General features: G+C 61.9%; 21 protein-coding genes. 10 read left to right on the top strand and 11 right to left on the bottom strand.

The window, feature by feature from the left end; translation table 11 throughout:
* Nucleotides 1–50 precede the first annotated feature (50 nt).
* Both AB0O97_RS11995 and AB0O97_RS11990 read left to right on the top strand, forming a co-directional pair.
* Nucleotides 51–371 carry a putative quinol monooxygenase gene (locus AB0O97_RS11995; protein ID WP_262453224.1) on the top strand — a complete coding sequence of 107 codons (321 nt, stop codon included), beginning with the start codon at nucleotides 51–53 and terminating at the stop codon, nucleotides 369–371.
* A gap of 132 nt (nucleotides 372–503) precedes the next feature.
* Complete coding sequence (locus tag AB0O97_RS11990; protein WP_262453223.1) at nucleotides 504–1,292, top strand: IclR family transcriptional regulator; 789 nt, start codon at nucleotides 504–506, stop codon at nucleotides 1,290–1,292.
* Between the two features lie 47 nt (nucleotides 1,293–1,339).
* Here the strand turns inward: AB0O97_RS11990 and AB0O97_RS11985 are convergent, their stop codons facing one another.
* Both AB0O97_RS11985 and AB0O97_RS11980 read right to left on the bottom strand, forming a co-directional pair.
* The gene (locus tag AB0O97_RS11985; RefSeq protein ID WP_363840233.1) at nucleotides 1,340–2,926 is read right to left on the bottom strand and encodes a GMC family oxidoreductase; all 1,587 of its coding nucleotides are present in this window, start codon (nucleotides 2,924–2,926) and stop codon (nucleotides 1,340–1,342) included.
* Nucleotides 2,923–3,501: a hypothetical protein gene (locus AB0O97_RS11980; RefSeq protein ID WP_363840235.1), complete on the bottom strand. Its 579-nt coding sequence runs from the start codon at nucleotides 3,499–3,501 to the stop codon at nucleotides 2,923–2,925. Before AB0O97_RS11980 ends, AB0O97_RS11985 begins: the two co-directional genes overlap by 4 nt.
* Before the next feature lie 191 nt (nucleotides 3,502–3,692).
* On the opposite strand from AB0O97_RS11980, the gene AB0O97_RS11975 reads away from it, so the two are divergent.
* The 3 genes from AB0O97_RS11975 (at nucleotide 3,693) to AB0O97_RS11965 (ending at nucleotide 6,795) form a co-directional block, all read left to right on the top strand.
* A complete protein-coding gene (locus tag AB0O97_RS11975) occupies nucleotides 3,693–4,331 on the top strand; it encodes an MBL fold metallo-hydrolase (protein WP_262453221.1) in 639 nt (212 codons plus the stop codon).
* Nucleotides 4,332–4,507: 176 nt separating this feature from the next.
* The gene (locus tag AB0O97_RS11970; protein WP_363882796.1) at nucleotides 4,508–5,296 is read left to right on the top strand and encodes an SDR family NAD(P)-dependent oxidoreductase; all 789 of its coding nucleotides are present in this window, start codon (nucleotides 4,508–4,510) and stop codon (nucleotides 5,294–5,296) included.
* 347 nt (nucleotides 5,297–5,643) lie between these two features.
* Nucleotides 5,644–6,795, top strand: coding sequence for a glycerol dehydrogenase (locus AB0O97_RS11965; protein WP_363882793.1), 1,152 nt, complete (start codon nucleotides 5,644–5,646; stop codon nucleotides 6,793–6,795).
* Between the two features lie 823 nt (nucleotides 6,796–7,618).
* Here AB0O97_RS11965 and AB0O97_RS11960 read toward each other — a convergent pair.
* The 4 genes from AB0O97_RS11960 to AB0O97_RS11945 all read right to left on the bottom strand — a co-directional run bounded on the left by AB0O97_RS11960 (nucleotide 7,619) and on the right by AB0O97_RS11945 (nucleotide 10,596).
* Nucleotides 7,619–7,897: a ribbon-helix-helix protein, CopG family gene (locus tag AB0O97_RS11960; RefSeq protein WP_262453217.1), complete on the bottom strand. Its 279-nt coding sequence runs from the start codon at nucleotides 7,895–7,897 to the stop codon at nucleotides 7,619–7,621.
* Nucleotides 7,898–8,238: 341 nt separating this feature from the next.
* Complete coding sequence (locus tag AB0O97_RS11955; RefSeq protein ID WP_262453216.1) at nucleotides 8,239–8,619, bottom strand: DUF2255 family protein; 381 nt, start codon at nucleotides 8,617–8,619, stop codon at nucleotides 8,239–8,241.
* An 83-nt stretch (nucleotides 8,620–8,702) separates the two neighbouring features.
* Nucleotides 8,703–9,470: an SDR family NAD(P)-dependent oxidoreductase gene (locus tag AB0O97_RS11950; RefSeq protein WP_363882789.1), complete on the bottom strand. Its 768-nt coding sequence runs from the start codon at nucleotides 9,468–9,470 to the stop codon at nucleotides 8,703–8,705.
* A gap of 286 nt (nucleotides 9,471–9,756) precedes the next feature.
* Entirely contained in the window at nucleotides 9,757–10,596 is an 840-nt protein-coding gene (locus AB0O97_RS11945) for an SDR family NAD(P)-dependent oxidoreductase (RefSeq protein WP_363882787.1), read from the bottom strand.
* Nucleotides 10,597–10,744: 148 nt separating this feature from the next.
* Here AB0O97_RS11945 and AB0O97_RS11940 point away from each other — a divergent pair, with 148 nt between their 5' ends.
* The 3 genes from AB0O97_RS11940 (at nucleotide 10,745) to AB0O97_RS11930 (ending at nucleotide 13,881) form a co-directional block, all read left to right on the top strand.
* Nucleotides 10,745–11,653, top strand: a complete 909-nt coding sequence (locus AB0O97_RS11940) for a helix-turn-helix transcriptional regulator (protein ID WP_363882784.1) — start codon at nucleotides 10,745–10,747, stop codon at nucleotides 11,651–11,653.
* A gap of 323 nt (nucleotides 11,654–11,976) precedes the next feature.
* Nucleotides 11,977–13,056, top strand: coding sequence for an NADH:flavin oxidoreductase (locus AB0O97_RS11935; RefSeq protein ID WP_363882781.1), 1,080 nt, complete (start codon nucleotides 11,977–11,979; stop codon nucleotides 13,054–13,056).
* 216 nt (nucleotides 13,057–13,272) lie between these two features.
* Nucleotides 13,273–13,881, top strand: a complete 609-nt coding sequence (locus AB0O97_RS11930) for a flavin reductase family protein (RefSeq protein WP_363882778.1) — start codon at nucleotides 13,273–13,275, stop codon at nucleotides 13,879–13,881.
* 81 nt (nucleotides 13,882–13,962) lie between these two features.
* Here the strand turns inward: AB0O97_RS11930 and AB0O97_RS11925 are convergent, their stop codons facing one another.
* From AB0O97_RS11925 to AB0O97_RS11905, 5 genes are all read right to left on the bottom strand, one after another.
* On the bottom strand, nucleotides 13,963–14,547 hold the full coding sequence (locus AB0O97_RS11925; RefSeq protein ID WP_363882775.1) for a flavin reductase family protein: 585 nt from the start codon (nucleotides 14,545–14,547) through the stop codon (nucleotides 13,963–13,965).
* 122 nt (nucleotides 14,548–14,669) lie between these two features.
* Nucleotides 14,670–15,524: a catechol 1,2-dioxygenase gene (gene catA, locus AB0O97_RS11920; protein WP_363882772.1), complete on the bottom strand. Its 855-nt coding sequence runs from the start codon at nucleotides 15,522–15,524 to the stop codon at nucleotides 14,670–14,672.
* 315 nt (nucleotides 15,525–15,839) lie between these two features.
* A complete protein-coding gene (gene catC, locus AB0O97_RS11915; protein ID WP_363882769.1) occupies nucleotides 15,840–16,118 on the bottom strand; it encodes a muconolactone Delta-isomerase in 279 nt (92 codons plus the stop codon).
* 33 nt (nucleotides 16,119–16,151) lie between these two features.
* Nucleotides 16,152–17,252, bottom strand: coding sequence for an enolase C-terminal domain-like protein (locus tag AB0O97_RS11910; RefSeq protein WP_363882767.1), 1,101 nt, complete (start codon nucleotides 17,250–17,252; stop codon nucleotides 16,152–16,154).
* Nucleotides 17,249–18,142 carry a LysR substrate-binding domain-containing protein gene (locus AB0O97_RS11905; protein WP_363882764.1) on the bottom strand — a complete coding sequence of 298 codons (894 nt, stop codon included), beginning with the start codon at nucleotides 18,140–18,142 and terminating at the stop codon, nucleotides 17,249–17,251. The genes AB0O97_RS11910 and AB0O97_RS11905 overlap by 4 nt, the downstream gene beginning before the upstream one ends.
* Before the next feature lie 329 nt (nucleotides 18,143–18,471).
* On the opposite strand from AB0O97_RS11905, the gene AB0O97_RS11900 reads away from it, so the two are divergent.
* Nucleotides 18,472–19,362: an alpha/beta hydrolase gene (locus tag AB0O97_RS11900; RefSeq protein ID WP_363882762.1), complete on the top strand. Its 891-nt coding sequence runs from the start codon at nucleotides 18,472–18,474 to the stop codon at nucleotides 19,360–19,362.
* Between the two features lie 97 nt (nucleotides 19,363–19,459).
* Complete coding sequence (locus AB0O97_RS11895) at nucleotides 19,460–20,668, top strand: thiolase family protein (protein ID WP_363882759.1); 1,209 nt, start codon at nucleotides 19,460–19,462, stop codon at nucleotides 20,666–20,668.
* The last annotated feature ends 5 nt before the right edge of the window (nucleotides 20,669–20,673 follow it).

Here is a 20,673-nt window from a genome sequence, read left to right as displayed (position 1 = left end):
CAGGCCTAGTCCAGGACGGTGAGGCGTACCACCACCGGAAGGAACGCACCGTGATATTCATCGTCGTCAAGTTCAATGTCAAGCCCGACTGGTCGGACCGTTGGCCCGACCTTACCCACTCGTACACCGAAGCCACCCGTGCCGAGCCCGGGAACCTGTGGTTTGACTGGTCACGCAGCTTGGACAATCCTCACGAGTACGTCCTCGTCGAGGCCTTCCAGGACGACGCCGCGGGTGACCATGTGAACAGCGGCCACTTCAAGCAGGCCATGCTGGACATGGCCCCAGCGTTGGTCGACACCCCACGGATCGTCAGCCGCCAGATCGACGGCGATGCCTGGGACCGCATGGGGGAACTGGAAATCAACTAACGAACCGCCACGAGGCTGGGAATTCCGGTCCCGTGCATGGACCGCCGGCGGTGACGGCCGGCGCTGCCCCTTGGGGTGGACGCCGGCCGTCTTAACTTGGTAATCCCCTGCGCTGGGGACAAGATTGGGTGCATGGGACAAAACGATTCACTGACCGGTCTGGCTTCGGTCCAGAAGGCCTTCGCACTGTTGGATGTGGTTGCCTCCCACCACCGGGGAATGTCGGCCAAGGAGATTGCAGCCGAGCTGGCGATGCCGCTGCCCACCGTTTACCGGCTGCTGAAAACTCTGGTTGCCTCCGAGCATTTGATCCATCTCAAGGACGAGAGCCGGTTTGGGCTGGGCTATAAGCTCCACGCCCTGGACCAATCACTGCGTCGGCAGGTTGGCACGCCACCGTCGGTGGCGCGGCTGGTGCGTGAACTGCATGTGCGCGCCGATGCTGCCGCCTATTATGCGGTCCACCGCGGTGAGGACATCGTCGTGGCGCATGTGGTGGAATCCCCGACCCGGCCAAGAATCACCCCCATGGGCTTCGGGTTCAATGATGCCGCGCATGCCACTGCGTTCGGCAAGGTGCTGCTGGCGGGAATGGACGCCGAGCGCTGCCGGACCTACCTGCAGCGCCATGGGATGCCCAGTATGACGGCAGCCACGATCACAGATCCGGCAATATTCGACGCGGAGCTGGACGGGGTGCGTACCTCAGGCATCGCCGTCGAACGCGAGGAATTCATCCGTGGAGCCTCGTGCATGGCGGCCCCTGTGACGACGGCCGCCGGGCAGACGGTCGGATCGGTGGCGGTGTCCATGGATCCGTCTGACTTCCTCGTGCGCTCCGGGGAAGTCTCCGTGCTGCTGCGCGACGTGGCGTCCCGCGTCAGCCGCGCACTGCGCGGCACCCCACTGCTTGGGCGATAGGCGCCGGGCAGAGGGGTGCCAGCCAGTTGCTTGGTGGCAGCTTCGTTTTAGAGGGCCGAAGCTGCCATCTGGTCGACGATGTATTCGGCCTGGCGGATCGCCAGGGCCACGATCGTCAGCGTCGGGTTCGCCGCCGCACTGGTGGTGAACTGCGAGCCATCGGAGATGAACAGGTTGGGCACGTCGTGTGTCTGCCCGAACGCGTTGACGACCCCATCCTCGGGCCGCTCGCTCATCCGTGCAGTGCCCAAGTTATGGGTGGAAGGGTACGGCGGGGTGCGGTGGATCGACGTCGCCCCGACTGCCTCGTAGAGCAGGGACGCCTGCTGGTAGCCGTGGTTGCGCATGTTGACGTCGTTGGGGTGGTCATCGAAGTGCACGTTGGGCACCGGCAGCCCCAGCCGGTCGGTCACGGTGGTGTTCAACGTGATCCGGTTCGACTCCTGCGGCATGTCCTCGCCGGTGATCCACAGCCCGGCGGTATTGACGTAATTGTCCAACAATGCGGTGAAATCCGGGCCCCAGGCTCCGGGTTCCACGAAACTGGCCAGAAACGCCGGCCCGAGCGAGATCATCTCGAGGTAGTAGCCCCCGGAGAATCCGCGCTCGACGTCGTGGCGTGCTTCGTCGGCGATCAAGCCAGCCATCGTCTCGCCCCGGTACATGTTCACCGGCTGGTCGAACTTGGCGTACACCGAGCCGGTTGTGTGGCGCATGTAGTTCCGCCCCAATTGCCCCGAGGAGTTGGCCAGCCCGTCAGGGAACAGCGGAGAGGATGAGAGCATCAGCAGGCGCGGCGTCTCGATGGAGTTGCCCGCAACCGCCACGATGCGTGCCTTCTGGCGTTGGACATTACCGTCGGCGTCGATGTAGATGACGCCATCGGCACGCCCACCGGGGGTGTGCGTGACCTGCACGGCGTGGGAGTCCGGACGCAGGTCCAGCAGCCCTGTGCGCAGCGATTTGGGGATCTCCGAGACCAAAGTGGACCACTTGGACTTGTTCTTGTCGCCCTGGAAGTTGAACCCGTCCTGGATCGAGCCGGGTCTGCCGTCATAGGGTTCGGCGTTCGTGGCGTAAGGGCCGGTGGAGAAGTGCCGGTAGCCCAGGCGTTTGGCACCATTGGCCAGGACCTTGTAGTTGTTGTTGGCCGGCAGCGGCGGGCGGCCGTGCCGGTGGGTGCTACCCATCTTCTGCTCGGCGCGGTCGTAGTACGGTTCGAGGTCGGCCAAGGTGATGGGCCAGTCCAGCAGGTTGGCTCCATCGATGCGCCCGTAGGTGGTGCGCGCCTTGAATTCGTGGGCCTTGAACCGCGGGGTGGCCCCGGACCAGTGGGTGGTGGTGCCGCCGACGGCCTTGACGATCCACGCCGGCAGATTCGGGAAATCACGGGCGATGCGCCATGATCCTGACGTGGTGCGCGGATCCAGCCACGCCATCTGGTTGAAGGCCGCCCACTCGTCCTGGTGGTAGTCCTCGTTCTTCAGGTCCGGCCCTGCCTCGAGCAGGACCACCTTGATTCCCTTGCTGACCAGCTCGTGGGCCAGGGTGCCTCCGCCGGCACCGGAGCCGACGATCACCACCACGGAGTCGTCGTCGTACTCAAAACGTGCTGAGATTTCTTCGGTGCTCATCGTGTGCGGCCTTCCTCGATCATTCCGGTGTCCTTGAACAGATTCCCTACGGGTTCAAAGCCTTCTGTGGGGGTGCAGGTTGCCACCTGGTACGGCAGCGGGCCGATCTCGGGTACGGGCTCGGTACACTCCTCGATCCGCGGATCAGGCAGCCAGGCGAGGTCGTTGAACCCGCGGTTGACGTAGCCGCCCTTCGAGTACGACTCGCCCTCGTAACCCAGCGCAGTGTGGACCTCCGGGTCGTCATAGAGGTTGAGCACCACCGTCCGCCGAATGAAGGCAAAGAACTCCAGGTCGGCGATGCGCTTGAGCACCGTGATGGCCCGGTCTTCGGGCAGATCCAGGAAGTGCTCGTCCGTGAGCGTGTCCAGGGTCGCCAAGCCCTGGATGAGGGCCATCCGGAACCAGCGTGATTCCTCGGAAGCCTCGATGATCTTCTCGGTCATCCGTTCGTAGGGGCCGTTCGGGAACTGCGGGTGCGGGAATGAGACCCGGATGATCCGGGTCAGGATTCGCCGCGCCTCGCCGGAGAGCTCCAGGGCGTTGAGTTCCGAGTATTTTGCGGGAAACACCATCGTTGTCACCTCGGTTGTTTAGGGTCAGGCTGGGTCAAGGCTCCCGGGCCGGCACTGGGTGGTGCTGCCACCTGACGGTCGGGAAGCCATACCTACAGTGTGTGCCACGCATCACACACGGGCCAACGGCTGTTATCGACTGGTGAGAATGCCCGTGCCATGGCCCACGCGGGTCCACATAGCCTGATCGCATGATTGATTTAGAAGAGATTACTATCCGCAACTGCTCCGTCAGTGACATGAACAACAACGTCTACCTGCTGACGTCCAAGCGCACCGGGACGCAGGTGCTCATCGATGCCGCCGATGACCCGGAGGCAATCCGGGAGATGATCGCCGCTTCGGAGGCCGACTCTCCCGCGCCGACCCGGCTGGAGTGGATCGTGACCACCCACTCGCATTGGGACCATGTCAGGGCGCTGGCTCAGCTGGTGAAGAACACCGGGGCCCGTACAGCAGCCGGGACGGCGGACGTGCCAGATATTGAAGTCCCTACAGATCTGCCGCTGGAGGCCGGTCGACTGGAAATCGGGGACGGTCTGGAGCTAGAGGTCATCAAGCTCCGCGGCCACACTCCCGGCTCCGTGGCCCTACTCTACCGGGACCGGTCGGGACCCGACCATATATTCACCGGCGACTCTCTGTTCCCCGGCGGCGTCGGCAACACCTTCGGGGACCCCGAACGCTTCGCCACGCTGATCGCCGATGTCACTGGCCGGGTCTTCGACCGGCTGCCGGATGACACCGTGGTGCATCCGGGCCATGGCACAGGCACCACCCTGGGTGCCGAGCGGCCGCAGCTGAGGCAGTGGCTGGAACGCGGCTGGTAGGTTCCCGCCCTCCAACCTCAGTGAGGCGGATGACAGGGCGCGAAGACTTCACCTCCTTTATCACTCCGCGATAAAGGGACTTCACAAAGGTGTGACCCAAGGCACAGGCTGGCCGTATCGAGCTACATGACTCCCAGCCGTCCTTGAGCGAGCGGCCACATTCAGGAGGAAGTACCATGGCAGCATCCACTTCACGCCTCGCCTTGATCACCGGAGCCGGACGGGGTATCGGTCGGGCCATCGCCGAACGGCTGGCCGAAGACGGCCAGGACATCATCGTCGCCGACGTCCCGAGTGCCCAGGAGAACATCGATGCGGTAGTTGCCGCCGTCGAACAGCGCGGCCGCCGCGCTGTCGGCGTCACCGGCGACGTCGCCAACCCCGCGGACATCGAACGCATGATCCAGGAGGGGACTGACGCCCTGGGTGACTTGAGCGTGTTTATCGCCAACGCAGGCATCGCCCAGGTCGACGAGATCCTCGACGTAGAGCCTGAAGCGTTGGACCGAATGATCGATGTGAACATCAAGGGCGTCTACTACTCTTACCAGTCGGCAGCCCGGCGCTTCATCGCGCAGGGCACTGGCGGCAAGATCATTGCCGCAGCATCCATTGTCGCTTTCAGGCCGTTCCCGGTGTTGGCATCTTACTCCGCGACCAAGTGGGCGGTCAGAGGACTGACTCAGGCTGCCGCCATGGAGTTCGCCAAGCACAAGATCACGGTCAACGCCTACGCGCCGGGCGTCGTGGGCACGGCCATGTGGGACCTTATCGACGAAAAGCTCACAGAACGGGACGGTGCCCCGCGAGGCAGCGCACTGCAGGCACAGGTGGACAACATCCTGGCCGGCCGGGTCTCGGAACCGGAGGATGTGGCCAAGCTGGTTTCATTCCTCTCCGGCCCGGATTCGGACCACATGACTGGCCAGACAGTCCTTATCGACGGGGGCATCAACTTCTCTTGATCTTGCAAGGGGCGCGTCCGTGGTGCCATGGTACGGTCAGGCGCCGCGGACGCATGCTCTACCGCCCAAAACACTCAAGCCGGGCAGTATCTGGCTTCCGACTTCATGCCGCAGATTGTGCAGGGCATCGAAGTTCTTGAGCCACTTATGGCATCGGGATGGTTTTGGATAGGGAATCGGCACCTCTGCTCGTCATTTGTTCAACATGCCTACGCATCCGAATGCCGGGCAACAATTAGCGCCAAGGCCAGTCACATAGTGAAAATGCTTGGACACCCATAGCCTCATAAATATGTTGATCTGGGCGGATGTTCAGCCACATCGACAATGACGTCAAGGAGTTTCTCATGTCTACAAAAAGTCCCATCCGCTCGGTCATCAGCCCAGGTCGCTACGTTCAAGGCCCGGGAGCCATTGCCCGGATTGGCGAATTCCTTGCGCCCATCGGAAACACACCTTTGATCGTTGCCGATGACATTGTCTGGGGTTTCGTGGGACATGAGGTGACATCGTCGCTGAAAGCGGCGGGGTTGTCCGTCACAAGGGAACCCTTCGGTGGACTCCCATCAGCGAAAGAAATCAACCGCCTCGTCGAAGTTATCACGGGCGCGAAAGCGGACGTCGTGGTCGCCGTCGGCGGCGGAAGCACGATTGATGCGGTCAAAGCATCGGGGTTTCTTGCGGGCATTCGGTGGGTAACGGTACCCACTGTCGCTTCCACAGATGCGCCGACATCGGCGCTGTCTGTCATCTACACGGATGATGGGGCGTTCGAGGAGTACCGCTTCTTTCCCCGCAACCCGGACCTTGTCCTCGTCGATTCACAGATCATTGCCAACGCTCCGGCTGCATTTCTCGCGGCGGGAGTGGGCGACGCACTGGCCACGTGGCTTGAGGCGCGTGCAACCGCGGCGTCCAACTCACTGACAATGGCAGGGGGCCTGCCCACCCTCACAGGCACGACCTTGGCCCGACTCAGTTGGGATGTCCTCTGGGATAACGCGCTGCCGGCTCTCGATGCAGTACGCGACAACCTTGTCACCCCGGCAGTCGAAAAGGTTATCGAGGCCAACACTCTACTCTCCGGCTTGGGATTCGAATCCGGGGGCCTGGCCGCGGCGCACGCCATCCACAATGGGCTGACGGCGGCACCGCAAACACATGGACTGGCCCACGGGCAGAAAGTCAATATCGGATCGCTCACCCAGCTCGTCCTTGAGGGTGCACCGACCAGCGACATCCGGGATTTCATCGAGTTCACAACGAGGGTGGGGCTGCCCACAACCCTCACGGAAATTGGCTTGACGGCGGAAGACACCCGCGAGCTCGAATTAGTCGCCAATGCTGCGACAGTGCCGGGTGAGACCATTCATGCCATGCCCTTCGAGGTCCGTTCATCAGATGTTGTCTCCGCACTTAAATCAATCGAGCGCTTCTCTCGCCGGGTCCGCGACGAAGCCGGCCTCCCTGCGCCGAAGCCATACGTGGCCGCCCACTGACGGGCGGATGGCTTCTCCAGCTAAATAGCTCTGCGTAATTGGTGACGTGCAACGGCGGGTTGGTTGACCCCGTTCACTACCAACCGCAGGTTTTCAACAAACCCTTATTTGAGGAAATACGCCCGGACTCACTCCGTCATGAATATGGGTTGGGGTCAGGCTTTCGGTTTCTACCGCGAGCCCAACCGATAATGAAGCCGACGCCAAGGCAAGCTGCCCGAGCCCAACAATGAGGCGCCAACAGTCCGGATTTCCTGCCGAGAATCCGATGATGGGAAAAATCAACCAAGACAAGCCCAAGACTAGCCACAGCAAGCCGACGACCAACATAAATCCAGGACGAGGTCTTGGAATTGGCTTGCCTGCTTCGGTTAACCAACGTATTTCACTGAAGCATCGTCCACGCCCAACAGGTTTATTCTCTGGCATAAGGCGGATCCTACGCACCTTGATATGGGCTGTCCAGGCCTGATCGACTCTCAAATTGACAAGGTATATTGCGGCGGGATCTCGCCAGAGGTTCCCCTATGAGGGGTTCCTGATAAGAAGCTGGACCGCGAGCTGGCACACTCGGAGCTGTCTCGGTCAGTCGAGCAGCGAGAGGTACTTTTGTCTGCACTTCATCGCGTGGATGAGTTCTTCGGTCTCGTCGTCCCAGACCAGCACCACGAGTTCCAACAGCCTACTTCGGGTATCAAACCCCAGACGGAGGAAGCGCCGAGAGGATCTTCATGGTCCAGCGGGACCTCCACGAGCGGCCACGAGGCCGCTTCTATCCCGTCCTCATCACTGATTTCGTGCTTGTACGCGGAGCCGCGAACAATCATGAACTGGCAACCGTGTTATCCGTGTGTGCCCAGCTCGACAGCGCAGCACGGAACGCCTCGGAGCGGTTCATGTGCTCGCGCTCAGCCCGCTCCATGACCGCAGCAAGCTCCTCGGTTGTCAAGCGCACGGGCACGACCTGCGAAGCTGTAGCACCTCTGGCGGGGCGTCCCATGCGGGTCTTGAGGTCTTCGACGTCGTAGCCTACCTCGGCTTCATTGACCCACTGGTCGATCTCGGCCTCTGCGACTGGTTGCCCATGTATTTTTCGTTCCATGACTACTATCGTAATACGAATCTCCTGTGGTAGCCAGAGTACCCAGCCAGTCAGCGGTCCAGAGTATGCCCAGTCTCGATGTATCCGGGATCCGTCACTGTAAGACTTGTCTATTCACCAAAGCAGGTTTGATCCTGAGACACCTTCCCTGACTTCGTTTGCACGCGTAAAAGAACTTCGACGCAAGCGCGAACCACTGGCAGTTGGCCGCTGACGCGACAGTCCCAACACCAAGACTGCTCTCAGCATCACACGGCATACAACGACTAGCCAGTTCGTGACCGTTGACGGTTAGATAAAGAGGACATCAAACGGACACGGGTGTGGCTCGTCGGCGGCGGTTAGCGCAGGGAGATGCGGACCGAAGCGGCCTTGGGGGCCTCTCCCTGCATGATGGGAATCGCGAAGGCGTCCGCGGCGTTGCTGTATTTCTCCTCGTAGGCGGCATCGATCAGGGTTTCGTCGTCGGTGCCGGCATCCTCGAAGAGGACGTCATAGTAGACGCCGTCGACGCGGACGCGCCCGGCCTTCTGGCTGATGGCGGCCTGGTACCAGCGCGATTCTGTTCCGTTGGCGGCTCGTACATAGACCTTGCCGTCGACAACGAGCGCCCAGGTTTCGGTGGGGGTTCCGTAGGTAGTGCCGTCTTCACGGTACGGGGAAACATACAGGCCTTCGTGTGCCTCGATGGTGTTGAGCTGTTCGGTGGACCATGCAGTCATGATGATGTCGTTCCTTCTTTGTGGGGTGCGAAGGGGTGCCGTGGTGGCATCCCATTTCGGGGATTCGGTACCTGCCGTGGAGACTATGCCTGGGACGTGGGCATAGCCCAGAGTTCGGCGATGGATGCACGGCGGTGGCGGGTCACCATGAAGACAACGCTGTCGGCAATGTCTTCCGGTTGCAGGGGTTCATGGATTGCGTCCACGTTCGTGGCGTTGAGACTCTCGCGGATCTCCTCCGTGTTGTGGGAGATGAGTTCCGTGGCGACTGCACCTGGTTCGAGCACACCAATGCGCACGTTCTTCTTGGTGACTTCCTGGCGCAGTGACTCGCTGAAGCCGTTGACCCCGAACTTGGTCATGTTGTAGACGCCGAAGTTCTTGGTGGCAATCCTGCCGGCTTGGGAGGAGATGTTGACGATGTCGGCGACCTCGCGCGGTCCGTCCTGTGCGGCGGCTAAGAGGTGCGGCAGCGCCGCGTGTGTCATGTAGAGCAGGGCTTTCTGGTTGATGGCGATCATCCGCTCCCACGCGTCAATGTCCGCGTCCAAGATCGGGCTTATCAGCATCAGGCCCGCATTGTTGATCAGGATGTCGATCCTTCCAAAGCGGTTAACAACGGTCGCTATCGATTGCTCGGCCTGTGCGCGGTCGGTAATGTCAGCTTCGATGGCGAAGGCCTTGCCACCGGAGGTTTCAATGTCCAAAACCAGGGAGTCGAGCCGGCCCTTTCTGCGGGCTATCACGACAACGATTGCGCCTTGTTGGGCGAGGCTGCGGGCGGTGGCAGCACCGATACCACTACTGGCGCCGGTGATGACGGCAATGGTTCCGGAAAGTGGAGAATTCACGTGTGGGATGTCCTTTGGTTCTTGGTATGGTGCAGGTTCGGCCGCTGGCGGCTTGCCACTCTGGACCGAACGGGCAGGTGTTACTAGTGCTCGACGGTCATTTCCACCTTGCCCGGGAGGTCGTTGGATACTTCCAGATCTGAGGTGACCTCTCCCCTTTTTGATCGGGGTGATCGGCGACCCGTCAGTGGCAGCCTCGGCGGCAGGTGCGGAGCAAACGGTGAGGGCGATCCCGGCCGCGGTGGCGGCGAGGGTGATGAGGGACTGCGCTCTTTTTCATCCCGCCCTAGGCGTTTTCGATGCCCATGGCCGATGAGAGGTCGCGATGGGCATCGACCTGGGCCAGCAGCAACGCAGCCTTTTCCTCGACGCCCGTGACGACATCCGCCCCGGCAACAAAACGTAGCGGCGGGGTATCAAGCGCGGCCAAGGTGACAAGAGCCGCACCAAGCTTGGCGGGATCCCCGCCCTGTTTCCCATTCATCCACTTCCATGCGGCGATGGTCGCGGTGGTGCGGTCCTTGTAGTCCTCAATGGAGAGTTCCGGCCAGATCGAGGACGCACCCTCGACCAGTAGCTCGGTGCGGAAGAAGCCGGGTTCCACCGTCGTGGTGTGGATGCCGAAGGGCTCAAGATCGTAGCGCAGGGACTCCATCCAGCCTTCAAGGGCGAATTTCGAAGCGGCGTAGGCGGCACAGAATTCCTGGCCAATGAGCCCGGCTGCCGAGGTGATGGTGAAAATGTGTCCGCTGCGCTGGGCGCGCATGACCGGCAGAATGGCGCGGGTGACATTCAGCGGACCGAAGAAGTTGGTTTCCATCTGCAGGCGCATCTGGCGATCGCTGATTTCCTCGAAGTAGCCAGCGTAGAAGTTGCCAGCGTTGTTCACCAGCACGTCGATGCTTCCAAAGCGTTCGACGGCTGCCTGGGCGGCGGCGACCGAGGCTGCTTCATCGGTGACGTCCAGCGAGAGAGCCAGAAGGTTTTCATGTTTGCCCAGGGCCGCGGTGACCTTGAAGGCGTCGCGGGCAGTGCCCACCACGCGATGACCCGCCTGCAATGCGGCCTTGGCCAGATCGACGCCCATGCCGCGGGCTGCTCCGGTGATGAACCAAACGTTACTCATGATGATGCCTCTTCTATCGTTGAAACCCGCCCGAATGTGCGGCTGATGTTCCAAGTCAACAGGCCGGAAACCAGGTGAGCCAGACCCTGTCTATGGGTTCCCTGGCAGGGCCCTGCTACAACGTGCGATGTGCTGTATCTTCGAAAATATGGACAACCAGGACGACCTCAGCCAGTTCCTCACCTCACGTCGGGCCAAGCTCAATTTGCAGCAGGCGGGACTCCCCGATTTCGGCGGACGCCGCCGCGTGCCCGGGCTGCGACGGGAAGAGGTCGCCTTGCTGGCGGGTATGAGTTCGGAGTACTACAAACGCCTGGAACGCGGCAACGCCAAGGGCGTCTCGGAGTCCGTGATCGACGGAATCAGCCGGGCCCTGCAATTGGATGCTGCCGAACACTCGCATCTGCAGGAGCTGATCCGCTCGGCCAACGCAGGAACCCGCCCGCAACGCCGGCGTCACCCACGCAGGACGCAGCTCACCCCGGGCGTGCAGCAGACCATCGATGCCATGTCCGGTGTCCCGGTGTACGTGCAAAACGGACGCCTTGACGCGGTGGCCACCAATCGCCTGGGCCGGGCGCTTTTCTCCCCGATATTTGACGATGCGGCAGCGCCGATCAACGCCGCACGGTTCATATTTCTTGATCCACGGGCGCAGGACTTCTACCGGGAATGGGAATCCAATACACGCGAGATCGTTGCGCTCCTGCGTGTTGAAGCGGGCCGCTCACCGTACGATCGCCAACTCAGCGACCTCGTTGGAGAACTCTCGACCCGCAGCGACCTCTTCCGCAAACTGTGGGGAGCGCACGACGTGCGTGAACACCGGAGCGGTATAAAAAGAATCCACCATCCCATCGTCGGAGACCTTGACCTGACGTTCCTGGGACTGGATCTCACCACCGAGCCAGGGCTGCAGATGCTGGTGTTTTCTGCCGAACCAAGCTCCGCGTCCCACGACGGGCTGCAACTGCTGGCAAACTGGTCCGCTTCACACAGCATTGAGACGAATTCCGCGGAATCAACAACAAGCGCCAACCACAGCCCGGACAAATAGTCTGGAACGCCGCCAGCCGCCAGGACCCAATACCAAATGCTGGCGTGCATTCCCACCCTTGCCGGAATATCAAAAAGCCACTGCAATCCGGTCAGAATCGATTCAACGTTTCCAGATGACGCCTAGTGCCGTGAAAAGGCAGACACTTGGCGCCGCAATTCACGATCAGGTTCTTAGCGTGTCCCGCTCAGCTGTCTTGATTCCACACATGTTGCGAGACATGAAGTGCGGAGCGTGGATGCTTTTTGCACAGCATCGGTATTGACTACGATGATGCCAGTTCCGTTAGCCGACCGAGTAATTCCGTATTCCATAGGAGTCCCATGAAGAAACTTTCCGATCCGTTGAATCTGCGCCATGGGCGCCCTCTGCCCAATCGCCTGGTCCTTGCGCCGATGACCAATCAGCAGAGTGAACCGGACGGGACATTGTCGGACAACGAGCTCGCCTGGCTGCTCGCCCGTGCTGAAGGAGGCTTCGGCCTGTTGCAGACCGCAGCCGCTTATGTGAACCCTGCCGGACAGGTCTGGCACGGCCAACTCGGCATCTCCTCCGACGCACACCTGCCGGGGCTGGAACGCCTGGCCGCCGCTGTCACCGCTGTTGGTGCTCGATCCTCGGTTCAGCTCCACCATGGAGGCGTGCGTGCGGAGAAGGCGCTGTCCAGCCAAGACGTCGTGGGTCCATGGGACGATGCGCAGACGGGGGTCAGGGGCATGACGACCGGTGAGGTGCAACGAGCAATCGAGGACTTCGCCGAGGCCGCCGCACGAGCCGAGAAAGCTGGCATCGACGGCATCGAAGTGCATGGCGGCCACGGCTACCTTGTCGGCCAATTTCTCGACGCCTCGAACAACCTCCGAACGGACGGGTATGGGAGCAACCCCACCGGACGAGCCCGCTTCGTGAAAGAAGTCGTACACGCGATTCGGGAACGCACCGGCCCCGACTTTCACGTCGGGCTCCGACTATCCGTCGAACGTTATGGCTTGGTCTTGGAAGACATGGTCCAGCTTGTCGGCGAGCTCTTCGCCAGTGGGGACATTGACATCCTCGACCTGTCGTTGTGGGACGTAGAGAAGCTTCCCGCCAACGCCCCCGAAGGCAGCCAAACACTCCTCGAACACTTCCTCAACCTGCCACGCCATAGAACAGTCCTCGGCGTTGCTGGGCACATAGCAAGCGCCGAGGCAGTGCAGCGGGTACTCGATCAGGGGGCCGACCTCGCCTACATCGGCAAGGCAGCCATCGCTGACCATGCCTTCGCTCATCAGGCAATTGCCGACCCTGGCTACCACGCACCAGCCTTCCCCGTGACACGGGAGCATCTACGCGTGGAAAAGCTCGGAGAGCCGTTCGTGAGCTATTTCGAAACAAACTGGCCGCACCTGGTGGAAGGCTGAGTCATCCAACGCTTCCGTTGCACCGCGGGAAAGGCTGAAGCAATCTCGCGCTGATCGCACGAATGCTCTAGGCATCAATTTCGGGTTGAGCCCACCTCAAAAGGCGCGCCCGGGACTCAGTGTGGTCTCCAGGACAGCACTAGAGGATTTAGCCACCGGAGTACAGACGGTTGGGGAACGCCTGCCCATGGCCTCAAATGATGATTGACTAAACAGATGACGTCGCACTTCTACCGCCCAGCTGAGGGCCACCGGCTGCCGCATGATCCGTTCAATGCAATTGTCGGCCCGCGTCCCATCGGTTGGATTGGCACTCTTTCCCCTGCTGGCGTTCGCAATCTCGCGCCCTACAGCTTCTTCAACGCGTTCTCCTACAAGCCGCCCCTCATTGGCTTCTCGAGTACCGTCAACAAGCACACAGCGCGCAACGCTGAGCTCAGCGGTGAGTTCACCTGGAACCTTGTCACACGATCCCTTGCAGAGCAGATGAACATGACCTCGACGACGGCCGACGTCGATGAATTCGCCGCATCCGGCTTGGAAGCCGCCGATTCCGTTGATATCAGTGCACCACGTGTTGCAGCCTCGCCCGTGAGTTTCGAGTGCCGGGTCAGTGACATTCTTCCATTGCGGGGTGCAGACGGGCACACGTCTACCGGCGTGCTCACGATAGGGGAAGTCGTCGCCGTACACATCGATGAAGCCATGATCCCCGAGGGGATCTATCAGACGATTCTCGCCCAACCTGTCCTGCGTGCCGGCGGGCCAACTGCCTACTTCGAGATCCTTGCAGAGGGCCGTTTTGATCTCGTGAGGCCACGCTAGAACATCATGTGAGCAGGGCAGGCCACACTGCTGCAAACTTGACGCGCTGGTGCAGCTGAGAGTGATCTACGAAGGCCTGGTTCACGTCCGGGTCGAACCGAACTTCGTAAAGGAATCAACCCCGGCGAACCAGCCGACTGCCAGCCCTTCTCCGGACTGCACCCAAGGCCTGTCCTCAATGTGGTCCCCGACGTGGCGGAATTTGCCGCCAAGAAACAGCAGCGGCTCCACCTTGTTGACCTTCAGGGCAGTCACCTCGCCGACCACGATGATGTGGTCACCGCCGTCGTAAAGGTTCCAAGGTTTGCACTCGAGGGTCGCGGCGTTGCCCAACAGCACGGGGACATTTCCGTCCGGGATCCAGTCGGGCTCGCGGTTCATGCGCCGGCCCGCGAAGAGCATGGCGGTGTCCAGCTGGTCCACGGAGAGGATGTTGATGGCGAAGGGTGCGCTTTCCAGGAGCCTAGCGGCCTTGGAGCTGCGCGGGAGGGTGACCTGAGCCAATGGCGGGTCCAGTGACACGGCAGTGAAGGCGTTCACCGTGGCTCCGTGAGGGGTGCCGTCCGCTCCGCGGGTGGTCACCACGGTGACCCCGGTCCCGAACTGGCCGAAGGCGTTTCGCAGCTCACCGGCGTCGACGGCGTTGACTGTGGTTTCTTGCGTCATCACTGAATCTCTTTCACGTGGGAGGTGCGCCCGGGCGGGAGCACCTCCCACGGTTTGGGACGACAACGGCGGGGCCCCGGATGCATTCCAGGATCCCCGCCGTGATGAGGTGTGTGAGGAACCTACTTGGCTTCGGGGTCAAGCACGAAGTCGTAGGTGGTCTGCACACCGGAACCGTCGGTTGCGGGCTGGATGTCGAGCAGCAGTTCCGGCTTCACCGCGGTGGCGATGTCGTCGTTGTTGTGCTCGTCGCCCGGGAAGTACAGCTGGGCGGTGAGTAGTTCGTGGCCCGGTGCCGAGACCTTCAGGTGCAGGTGGGCCGGACGCCAGGCGTGCCAGCCTGCGGCGGCGATCATCTGACCGCAGGCACCGTCGGTGGGGATCTGATACGGCGCGGGCTGCATGGTGCTGATCTGGAAGTTCCCTTCCGCGTCGGCGATGAAGGTGCCGCGCAGGTTCCAGTCCGGGATGTTCGGGGCGAACTGCGAGTAGAAGCCCTCTTCGTCGGCGTGCCACAGTTCGATCGTGGCGTTGGACAGTGCCGAGCCATCGGTGGAACGGACCTGGCCCTGGAAGAGCAGCGGGGTGCCCTTCTCGTCGTCGCGCATGGAGATCTTGGCCGGGGAGTTCTGCTTCGGGGCCTCCGGGATGTAGTACGGGCCCTCGATGGAACCCTTGTTGCCCTCGCGGTGGTCGGTGGCGACTTCCTCAACGGAGTGCTCGAGCCACACGTCCAGGAACAACGGCCATTCACCGTCCGAGCCGACCTTGATCAGCCATGCCTTCAGGGCGTTGAACTCGTCGTAGCTCACGCGCTCTTCGAGAACGATGTCATTGGCAGCCTTGATCAACTTGCTGGCCAGCAGGTTGACGCGCTCGACGTCGGCCACAACAGTGGAGGTTTTGCCGGACTGGCGGAAACGATCGGTGGCTGCGTTACCTGAGGCGGCTGCGGTGGCGGTGGTTTCGGTGCTCACGAGTTACTCCTTCTTTTCTCCTACTGGAGGGGGGTGTTGATGCGCTGGTTCGGGATCACATGGTGCAGTGATAGCTGTCACAGCGACTTTGCTTGCATTCAATGTATGCCGCTTATTGAGAAGAGGGAAATACTTTTTTCGACTCGATTCATATGCAAAGCATATTAGTTGGCAAGAAGTGGACACTGCGCCCTGCAATGGAAGATCGGACGGGAACTTCACGGTCCTTAGTGGGAACACAACGGCAGTGGGCCGCGTCGTCTTGACGCAGCCCACTGCCGTTGTGTTCTGGCGGCGATCATGCCGCCGATCCGCCTAACGGATCGAGTTCGGGTGCTTGGCCAACGCGGTGACCTTGATCTTCATGTAGGCGTACATCGGGAAGCCACTGAGAATCTGGTGCAGTTCGTCATTGGACTCAACGTCAAACAGCGAGTGGTTGGCGTATTCGCCGACGATGCGCCAGATGCCGGCCATCTTGCCACTGCGCTGCAGGGCACCGGAGTACTCCTTCTCGCGAGCCGTGAAATCTGCGATCTGCTCCTGCGTCAGGTGGTCCGGGAAGGTTACGTCCATGCGGGCGAGGAATATCATTGCATCTCCTGTGGGTGCTTCTTATGAGGAATTTTAGTTCTGGCGGTAGCGGGCGAGCTTGTCCGCATCGATGGCTGCGCCGACGCCGGGCACGTTGCGCACCGAAATGCGGCCACCCTTGATGCGGATGGGTTCAGCCAAAAGGTCATCGGCCATGTCCAAGAAGTTGGACAGCTCGCCGGCGCGGCGGGTGGTGGCCTCGTGGGCGGCACCAAAGGTGACGGTGGCCAATGATCCGATCTGGGTGTCGATCTGGTTTCCCATGGTGACATCCACCCCCAGTCCGGTGCACAAGCCCAGGATCTCGGTGGCCTCGGTGAATCCGCTGCGGGCGGTCTTGATGCAGATCGCGTTCGAGCCGCCGGAGAGCAGTTCGCGCGAAACATCTCCCGCGGTGGGCACCGATTCATCGCCCACGATGGGGATCGGGGATTTCTCCACGAGGCGACGGCGGCTCATGGCTTCCTTCGCATCGCAGGGCTCTTCCAGCGCTGTCAGCCCCAGGCCTTCGGTGCGGCGCAATACCTCCATAGCTTCGTTGGCGCTCCAGCCGCGGTTGGCATCCAGATAGATTTCCACATCGTCGCCCAGTCCGGCGCGCAATACGTGGCAGGCCTCGATATCCAGAGCCAGCGGGCGGCGACCCACCTTCAGTTTGAAGGTGGTGATCCCGTATTCTTCGCCAAAACGCAGTGCTTCGTCGAGTAATTCCTGGGCCGGCCGGAAGCCGAGCATGTGTGAGACCCGCATCGAATCGGTGTAGCCGCCCAGCAACTTGTGCACCGGGGTGCCAAGCGATTTGCCCATCAAATCCCACAGCGCGATGTCCAACGCACCCTTGGCCACTTGATTGTGAATGGTACGGGCCATGATTTGGTGGATCTTGCCGCGGTCAAAGGGGTCGAGTCCGATCATTTGCGGCGCAAAGATGTTCTCGACGATGGTGATGATCGACGTCTGGGTTTCGCCATAGGTGTAGGGCCTCGGTGGTGCGTCGGCCTCACCGATAAGACCGTCGTCGGTGTGGATGCGCACCAGAACGTGTTCGGCGTCCGTGACCTGGCCGCTGGCGAATTTAAGCGGGTGGGTATAGGGAATCGAATAGGGGCTCGCTTCGATGCGTTGGATCTTCACGCCGGGTTTCCTTCCGTGGGGGCTGGACCCTCAAAGAGGTCCAAGAACTTTTTCAGCAGGGCGGTTTCGGTATCTGTTTTCCAGGCGACGGCAAGATCGACCGCCGGCGCGTTGCGCAGCTGGCGGAAGACGATGCCCTGCAGGGCGAACATGCGCCGGGCGGTGGGGACCAGTGCCACACCCATCCCTGCCGCAACAAATGACAGCAGGGTCGAGGTTTCCTGGGTTTCCTGAACAACGTGGGGGCTGAAACCCGCCTGGCGGCAGGCCTCTGTGGAGATCGTATTGACAGCGGACGTCTCCGGGTAGGTAATAAAGGGTTCCTCGGCGAGGTCCGAGAGGTCGAGCAACCCGCGCGAGGCCAGCTCATGGTCCTCGGGCAGTGCGACAACCAGTTCGTCTTTTTCCAGGAATTTCAGGCTCAGTTGGTTTGAACGGATGGGTGGGCGCAACACGGCAACATCCACACGTTGTTCTTCCAAGGCGATTTCCATTTCGGGAGTGAGCATCTCCCCCTGAACGCTCAGGCGCAATCCAGGCATGTGCACCCGTGCGGCCTGAACGATCATGGGCATCAACCTGTACGTTGCGGTTCCGGAAACTCCGATCCGCAGCACGCCACTGGCACCCTGCCCCACAAGCTTGACGTCTTGTTCGAGCTTTTCAATCTCAGCCAGCAGCAGCCGGGCCCGGGCCAGCAGCAACTCTCCGGCTGCGGTGAGATCAACCTTGCGGGTGGTGCGAACCAACAACTGGGTGCCCAGTTGCTCTTCGAGTCCCTTGATCTGTTGGGAGAGCGGGGGCTGGGCCATGTGCAGGCGTTGAGCCGCACGGCCGAAGTGCTTTTCCTCAGCCACCGCAATGAAGTACCGCATCTGGCGCACTTCCACGACGTCCACCCTCCGTTTAGCGGGAACAGATATGTTCCCCTGCCAGATTAGGACGCAAAGATTACTTATGGGAAATACATACTTCAGCCGGATTCAGACCTTATAGATATAAGTCCCAGACTTACGCGCCCCTCGATCAGGCTCATGGCGCTGCTTTACGCCTCGGGCCTCCGGTGGTCGCTGAACGAGGAGCCTGCGCACTCACTTGTTCGCGATGCGAACTAATGTACAAAGAGTGAACTTCTGCTGTACCGTCACTTACGTCACCCAAACGTCCACCGGCAGGAACCCTTCTAAGCCCTGGACGTCAAATTCCAAAGGAGCAGGCCATGAATGACATGACAGTAAACGGGGCCGCCGTTACCACGCGGGCGCCCGTCATCAAGGCCGTGCGGCTCTCGCCACAGCGCCCGCTGGGCAGCCGCCCCCTACTGGTTGTGGGCTGCTCCCTCGGAACCTCCTCCGTATTGTGGGAAGAAGTGGGGAAGCTCCTTGGTGCCACGGTGGACGGGGCAGACATCGACGTGGTGGCCTGGGACCTGCCCGGCCATGGCGTCTCCCCCGCAGCCCAAGATCCGTTCACGGTGGCCGAACTGGCGGAGTCCGTCGTCGGGCTCGTGGATTCCATGGCCCCCGGAGTCAGCTTCCACTACGCGGGCGTGTCCCTGGGCGGCGCCGTCGGACTCCAATTGGGAATCGACCATGGGGACCGTCTCCTGAGCCTCTCCGTGCAGTGTTCGGGTCCAAAGCTGGGCACGCCGGCGGCCTGGACCGAGAGGGCGGAAACCGTCCGGACGCAGGGCACCGCCGTCATGATCCAGGGTTCTGCCCAGCGCTGGTTTGCTGAAGGTTTCCTGGACCGGGAGCCCGAGCTGTCCAGCCGGCTGCTGAACACCCTGCGCGACACCGACCAGTTCAGTTACGCCCACTGCTGCGGTGCGCTGGCCGGCTTTGACGTCAGAAACGAACTCGGACAAATCCGCGTCCCGTTGCTGGCCGTGGCCGGTTCAGAGGACTCGGTGGCAAGCCCGGAACTGATGCAGGAGATGGTGGATGCAGTAAACGCAGGGGCCGTCCAACGCGCCGACAAAGACACCGCTTCCGCAGATTCGGTGGCGAAACTCGCCACCCTCCCGCACGTTGCCCACCTGACACCAGCGGAGGCACCGGCCGAGGTTGCCCGCCTGCTCCTGGGCCTGATCCATCAGACCCAGCCCTGACCCCGACACCCGCTCGGGACGGCAAGACCTCCATCCACTGCGGTGATTCCTACGCCGTCACCGAGCCACACTCCACCGAACAGAAGGACGAACTCCCGTGAACCATGCGTACCTGTACGACGCTGTCCGCACCCCCTTTGGCAAGTTTGGCTCCGGCCTGGCGGGCGTCCGCCCGGACGACCTGGCCGCCCATGTGGTGCGCGAATCCGTAGCCCGCGCACCGAAACTCGACGTGGAGCGGATCGACGAGGTGGTCTTCGGCAATGCCAATGGTGCCGGCGAGGAAAACCGGAACCTGGCGCGCATGGCAACGCTGCTCGCGGGCCTGCCCACCTCCATTCCCGGTACCACGGTGAACCGGTTGTGCGGCTCCTCCATTGACGCAGCGATCATCGCCTCACGCCAGATCAACGTCGGCGATGCCGACCTGGTGCTGGTGGGCGGGGCGGAATCGATGAGCCGGGCACCGTGGGTGCTGCCAAAGACGGAACGGGCGTACCCGGCAGGGGATCTGGCCCTCTCCTCGACCACACTGGGCTGGCGGCTCGTCAACCCCGCCATGCCCAAAGAATGGACAGTGAACCTGGGCGAAGCCACCGAGCAGCTGCGCGAAAAATACGGCATCACCCGCGAACGCCAGGACGAATTTGCCGCAAACTCGCACCGGCTGGCCGATGCAGCCTGGAACAGCGGCTTCTACGACAACCTCACCTCCGTGGTGCCCGGCACGGAACTGCTGCGGGATGAGGGCATCAGAGCCGGGTCGACGGCGGCGAAGCTGGCCGGGCTCAAGACGGTATTCCGAAAGGAGGCCGACGGCGTGGCAGGCGGCACCGTAACAGCAGCGAATGCCTCACCGCTGTCCGACGGCGCGTCCGCGGCATGGCTGGGATCCGAGGCCGCGGCCGGGATCCTGGGGATGGACCCGCTGGCCAGGATCGCCGGGCGCGGTGCGGCCGGGGTGGACCCGCAGTTCTTCGGCTACGGACCCGTCGAGGCCGCGAACCGGGCGCTGGCAAAGGCGGGAATCGGCTGGGACCAGGTGGGTGCCGTCGAACTTAATGAGGCATTCGCCGCTCAGTCACTGGCCTGCATCGATGCTTGGGACATCGACCCGGGAATCGTGAACCAGCACGGCGGCGCCATCGCCATGGGCCACCCGCTGGGCGCCTCCGGCACCCGACTGCTGGGCACCCTGGCCCGCAGCCTGCAGACCAGCGGCGAACGGTGGGGCGTGGCCGCAATCTGCATCGGCGTGGGGCAGGGCCTGGCCGTTGTGCTCGAAAACGTCACCTCGAACAAGTAAGGAAG

This window comes from Specibacter sp. NPDC078692 (genome assembly GCF_040686835.1).
GTDB lineage: Bacteria > Actinomycetota > Actinomycetes > Actinomycetales > Micrococcaceae > Specibacter.
The sequence above is the reverse complement of the archived record's forward strand: the minus strand, read 5'-3'. Positions and strand labels throughout refer to the sequence as shown.

What these genes read in the sequence shown, in the direction of transcription:
- AB0O97_RS11975 (WP_262453221.1), top strand. Translation starts at nt 3,693, where the DNA reads ATGATTGATTTAGAAGAGATTACTATCCGCAACTGCTCCGTCAGTGAC.
- AB0O97_RS11985 (WP_363840233.1), bottom strand. Translation starts at nt 2,926, where the DNA reads ATGAGCACCGAAGAAATCTCAGCACGTTTTGAGTACGACGACGACTCC.
- AB0O97_RS11955 (WP_262453216.1), bottom strand. Translation starts at nt 8,619, where the DNA reads ATGACTGCATGGTCCACCGAACAGCTCAACACCATCGAGGCACACGAA.
- AB0O97_RS11925 (WP_363882775.1), bottom strand. Translation starts at nt 14,547, where the DNA reads ATGACGCAAGAAACCACAGTCAACGCCGTCGACGCCGGTGAGCTGCGA.
- AB0O97_RS11900 (WP_363882762.1), top strand. Translation starts at nt 18,472, where the DNA reads ATGAATGACATGACAGTAAACGGGGCCGCCGTTACCACGCGGGCGCCC.
- AB0O97_RS11980 (WP_363840235.1), bottom strand. Translation starts at nt 3,501, where the DNA reads ATGGTGTTTCCCGCAAAATACTCGGAACTCAACGCCCTGGAGCTCTCC.
- AB0O97_RS11960 (WP_262453217.1), bottom strand. Translation starts at nt 7,897, where the DNA reads ATGGAACGAAAAATACATGGGCAACCAGTCGCAGAGGCCGAGATCGAC.
- AB0O97_RS11945 (WP_363882787.1), bottom strand. Translation starts at nt 10,596, where the DNA reads ATGAGTAACGTTTGGTTCATCACCGGAGCAGCCCGCGGCATGGGCGTC.
- AB0O97_RS11970 (WP_363882796.1), top strand. Translation starts at nt 4,508, where the DNA reads ATGGCAGCATCCACTTCACGCCTCGCCTTGATCACCGGAGCCGGACGG.
- catC (WP_363882769.1), bottom strand. Translation starts at nt 16,118, where the DNA reads ATGATATTCCTCGCCCGCATGGACGTAACCTTCCCGGACCACCTGACG.
- AB0O97_RS11930 (WP_363882778.1), top strand. Translation starts at nt 13,273, where the DNA reads ATGACGTCGCACTTCTACCGCCCAGCTGAGGGCCACCGGCTGCCGCAT.
- AB0O97_RS11965 (WP_363882793.1), top strand. Translation starts at nt 5,644, where the DNA reads ATGTCTACAAAAAGTCCCATCCGCTCGGTCATCAGCCCAGGTCGCTAC.
- AB0O97_RS11940 (WP_363882784.1), top strand. Translation starts at nt 10,745, where the DNA reads ATGGACAACCAGGACGACCTCAGCCAGTTCCTCACCTCACGTCGGGCC.
- AB0O97_RS11935 (WP_363882781.1), top strand. Translation starts at nt 11,977, where the DNA reads ATGAAGAAACTTTCCGATCCGTTGAATCTGCGCCATGGGCGCCCTCTG.
- AB0O97_RS11990 (WP_262453223.1), top strand. Translation starts at nt 504, where the DNA reads ATGGGACAAAACGATTCACTGACCGGTCTGGCTTCGGTCCAGAAGGCC.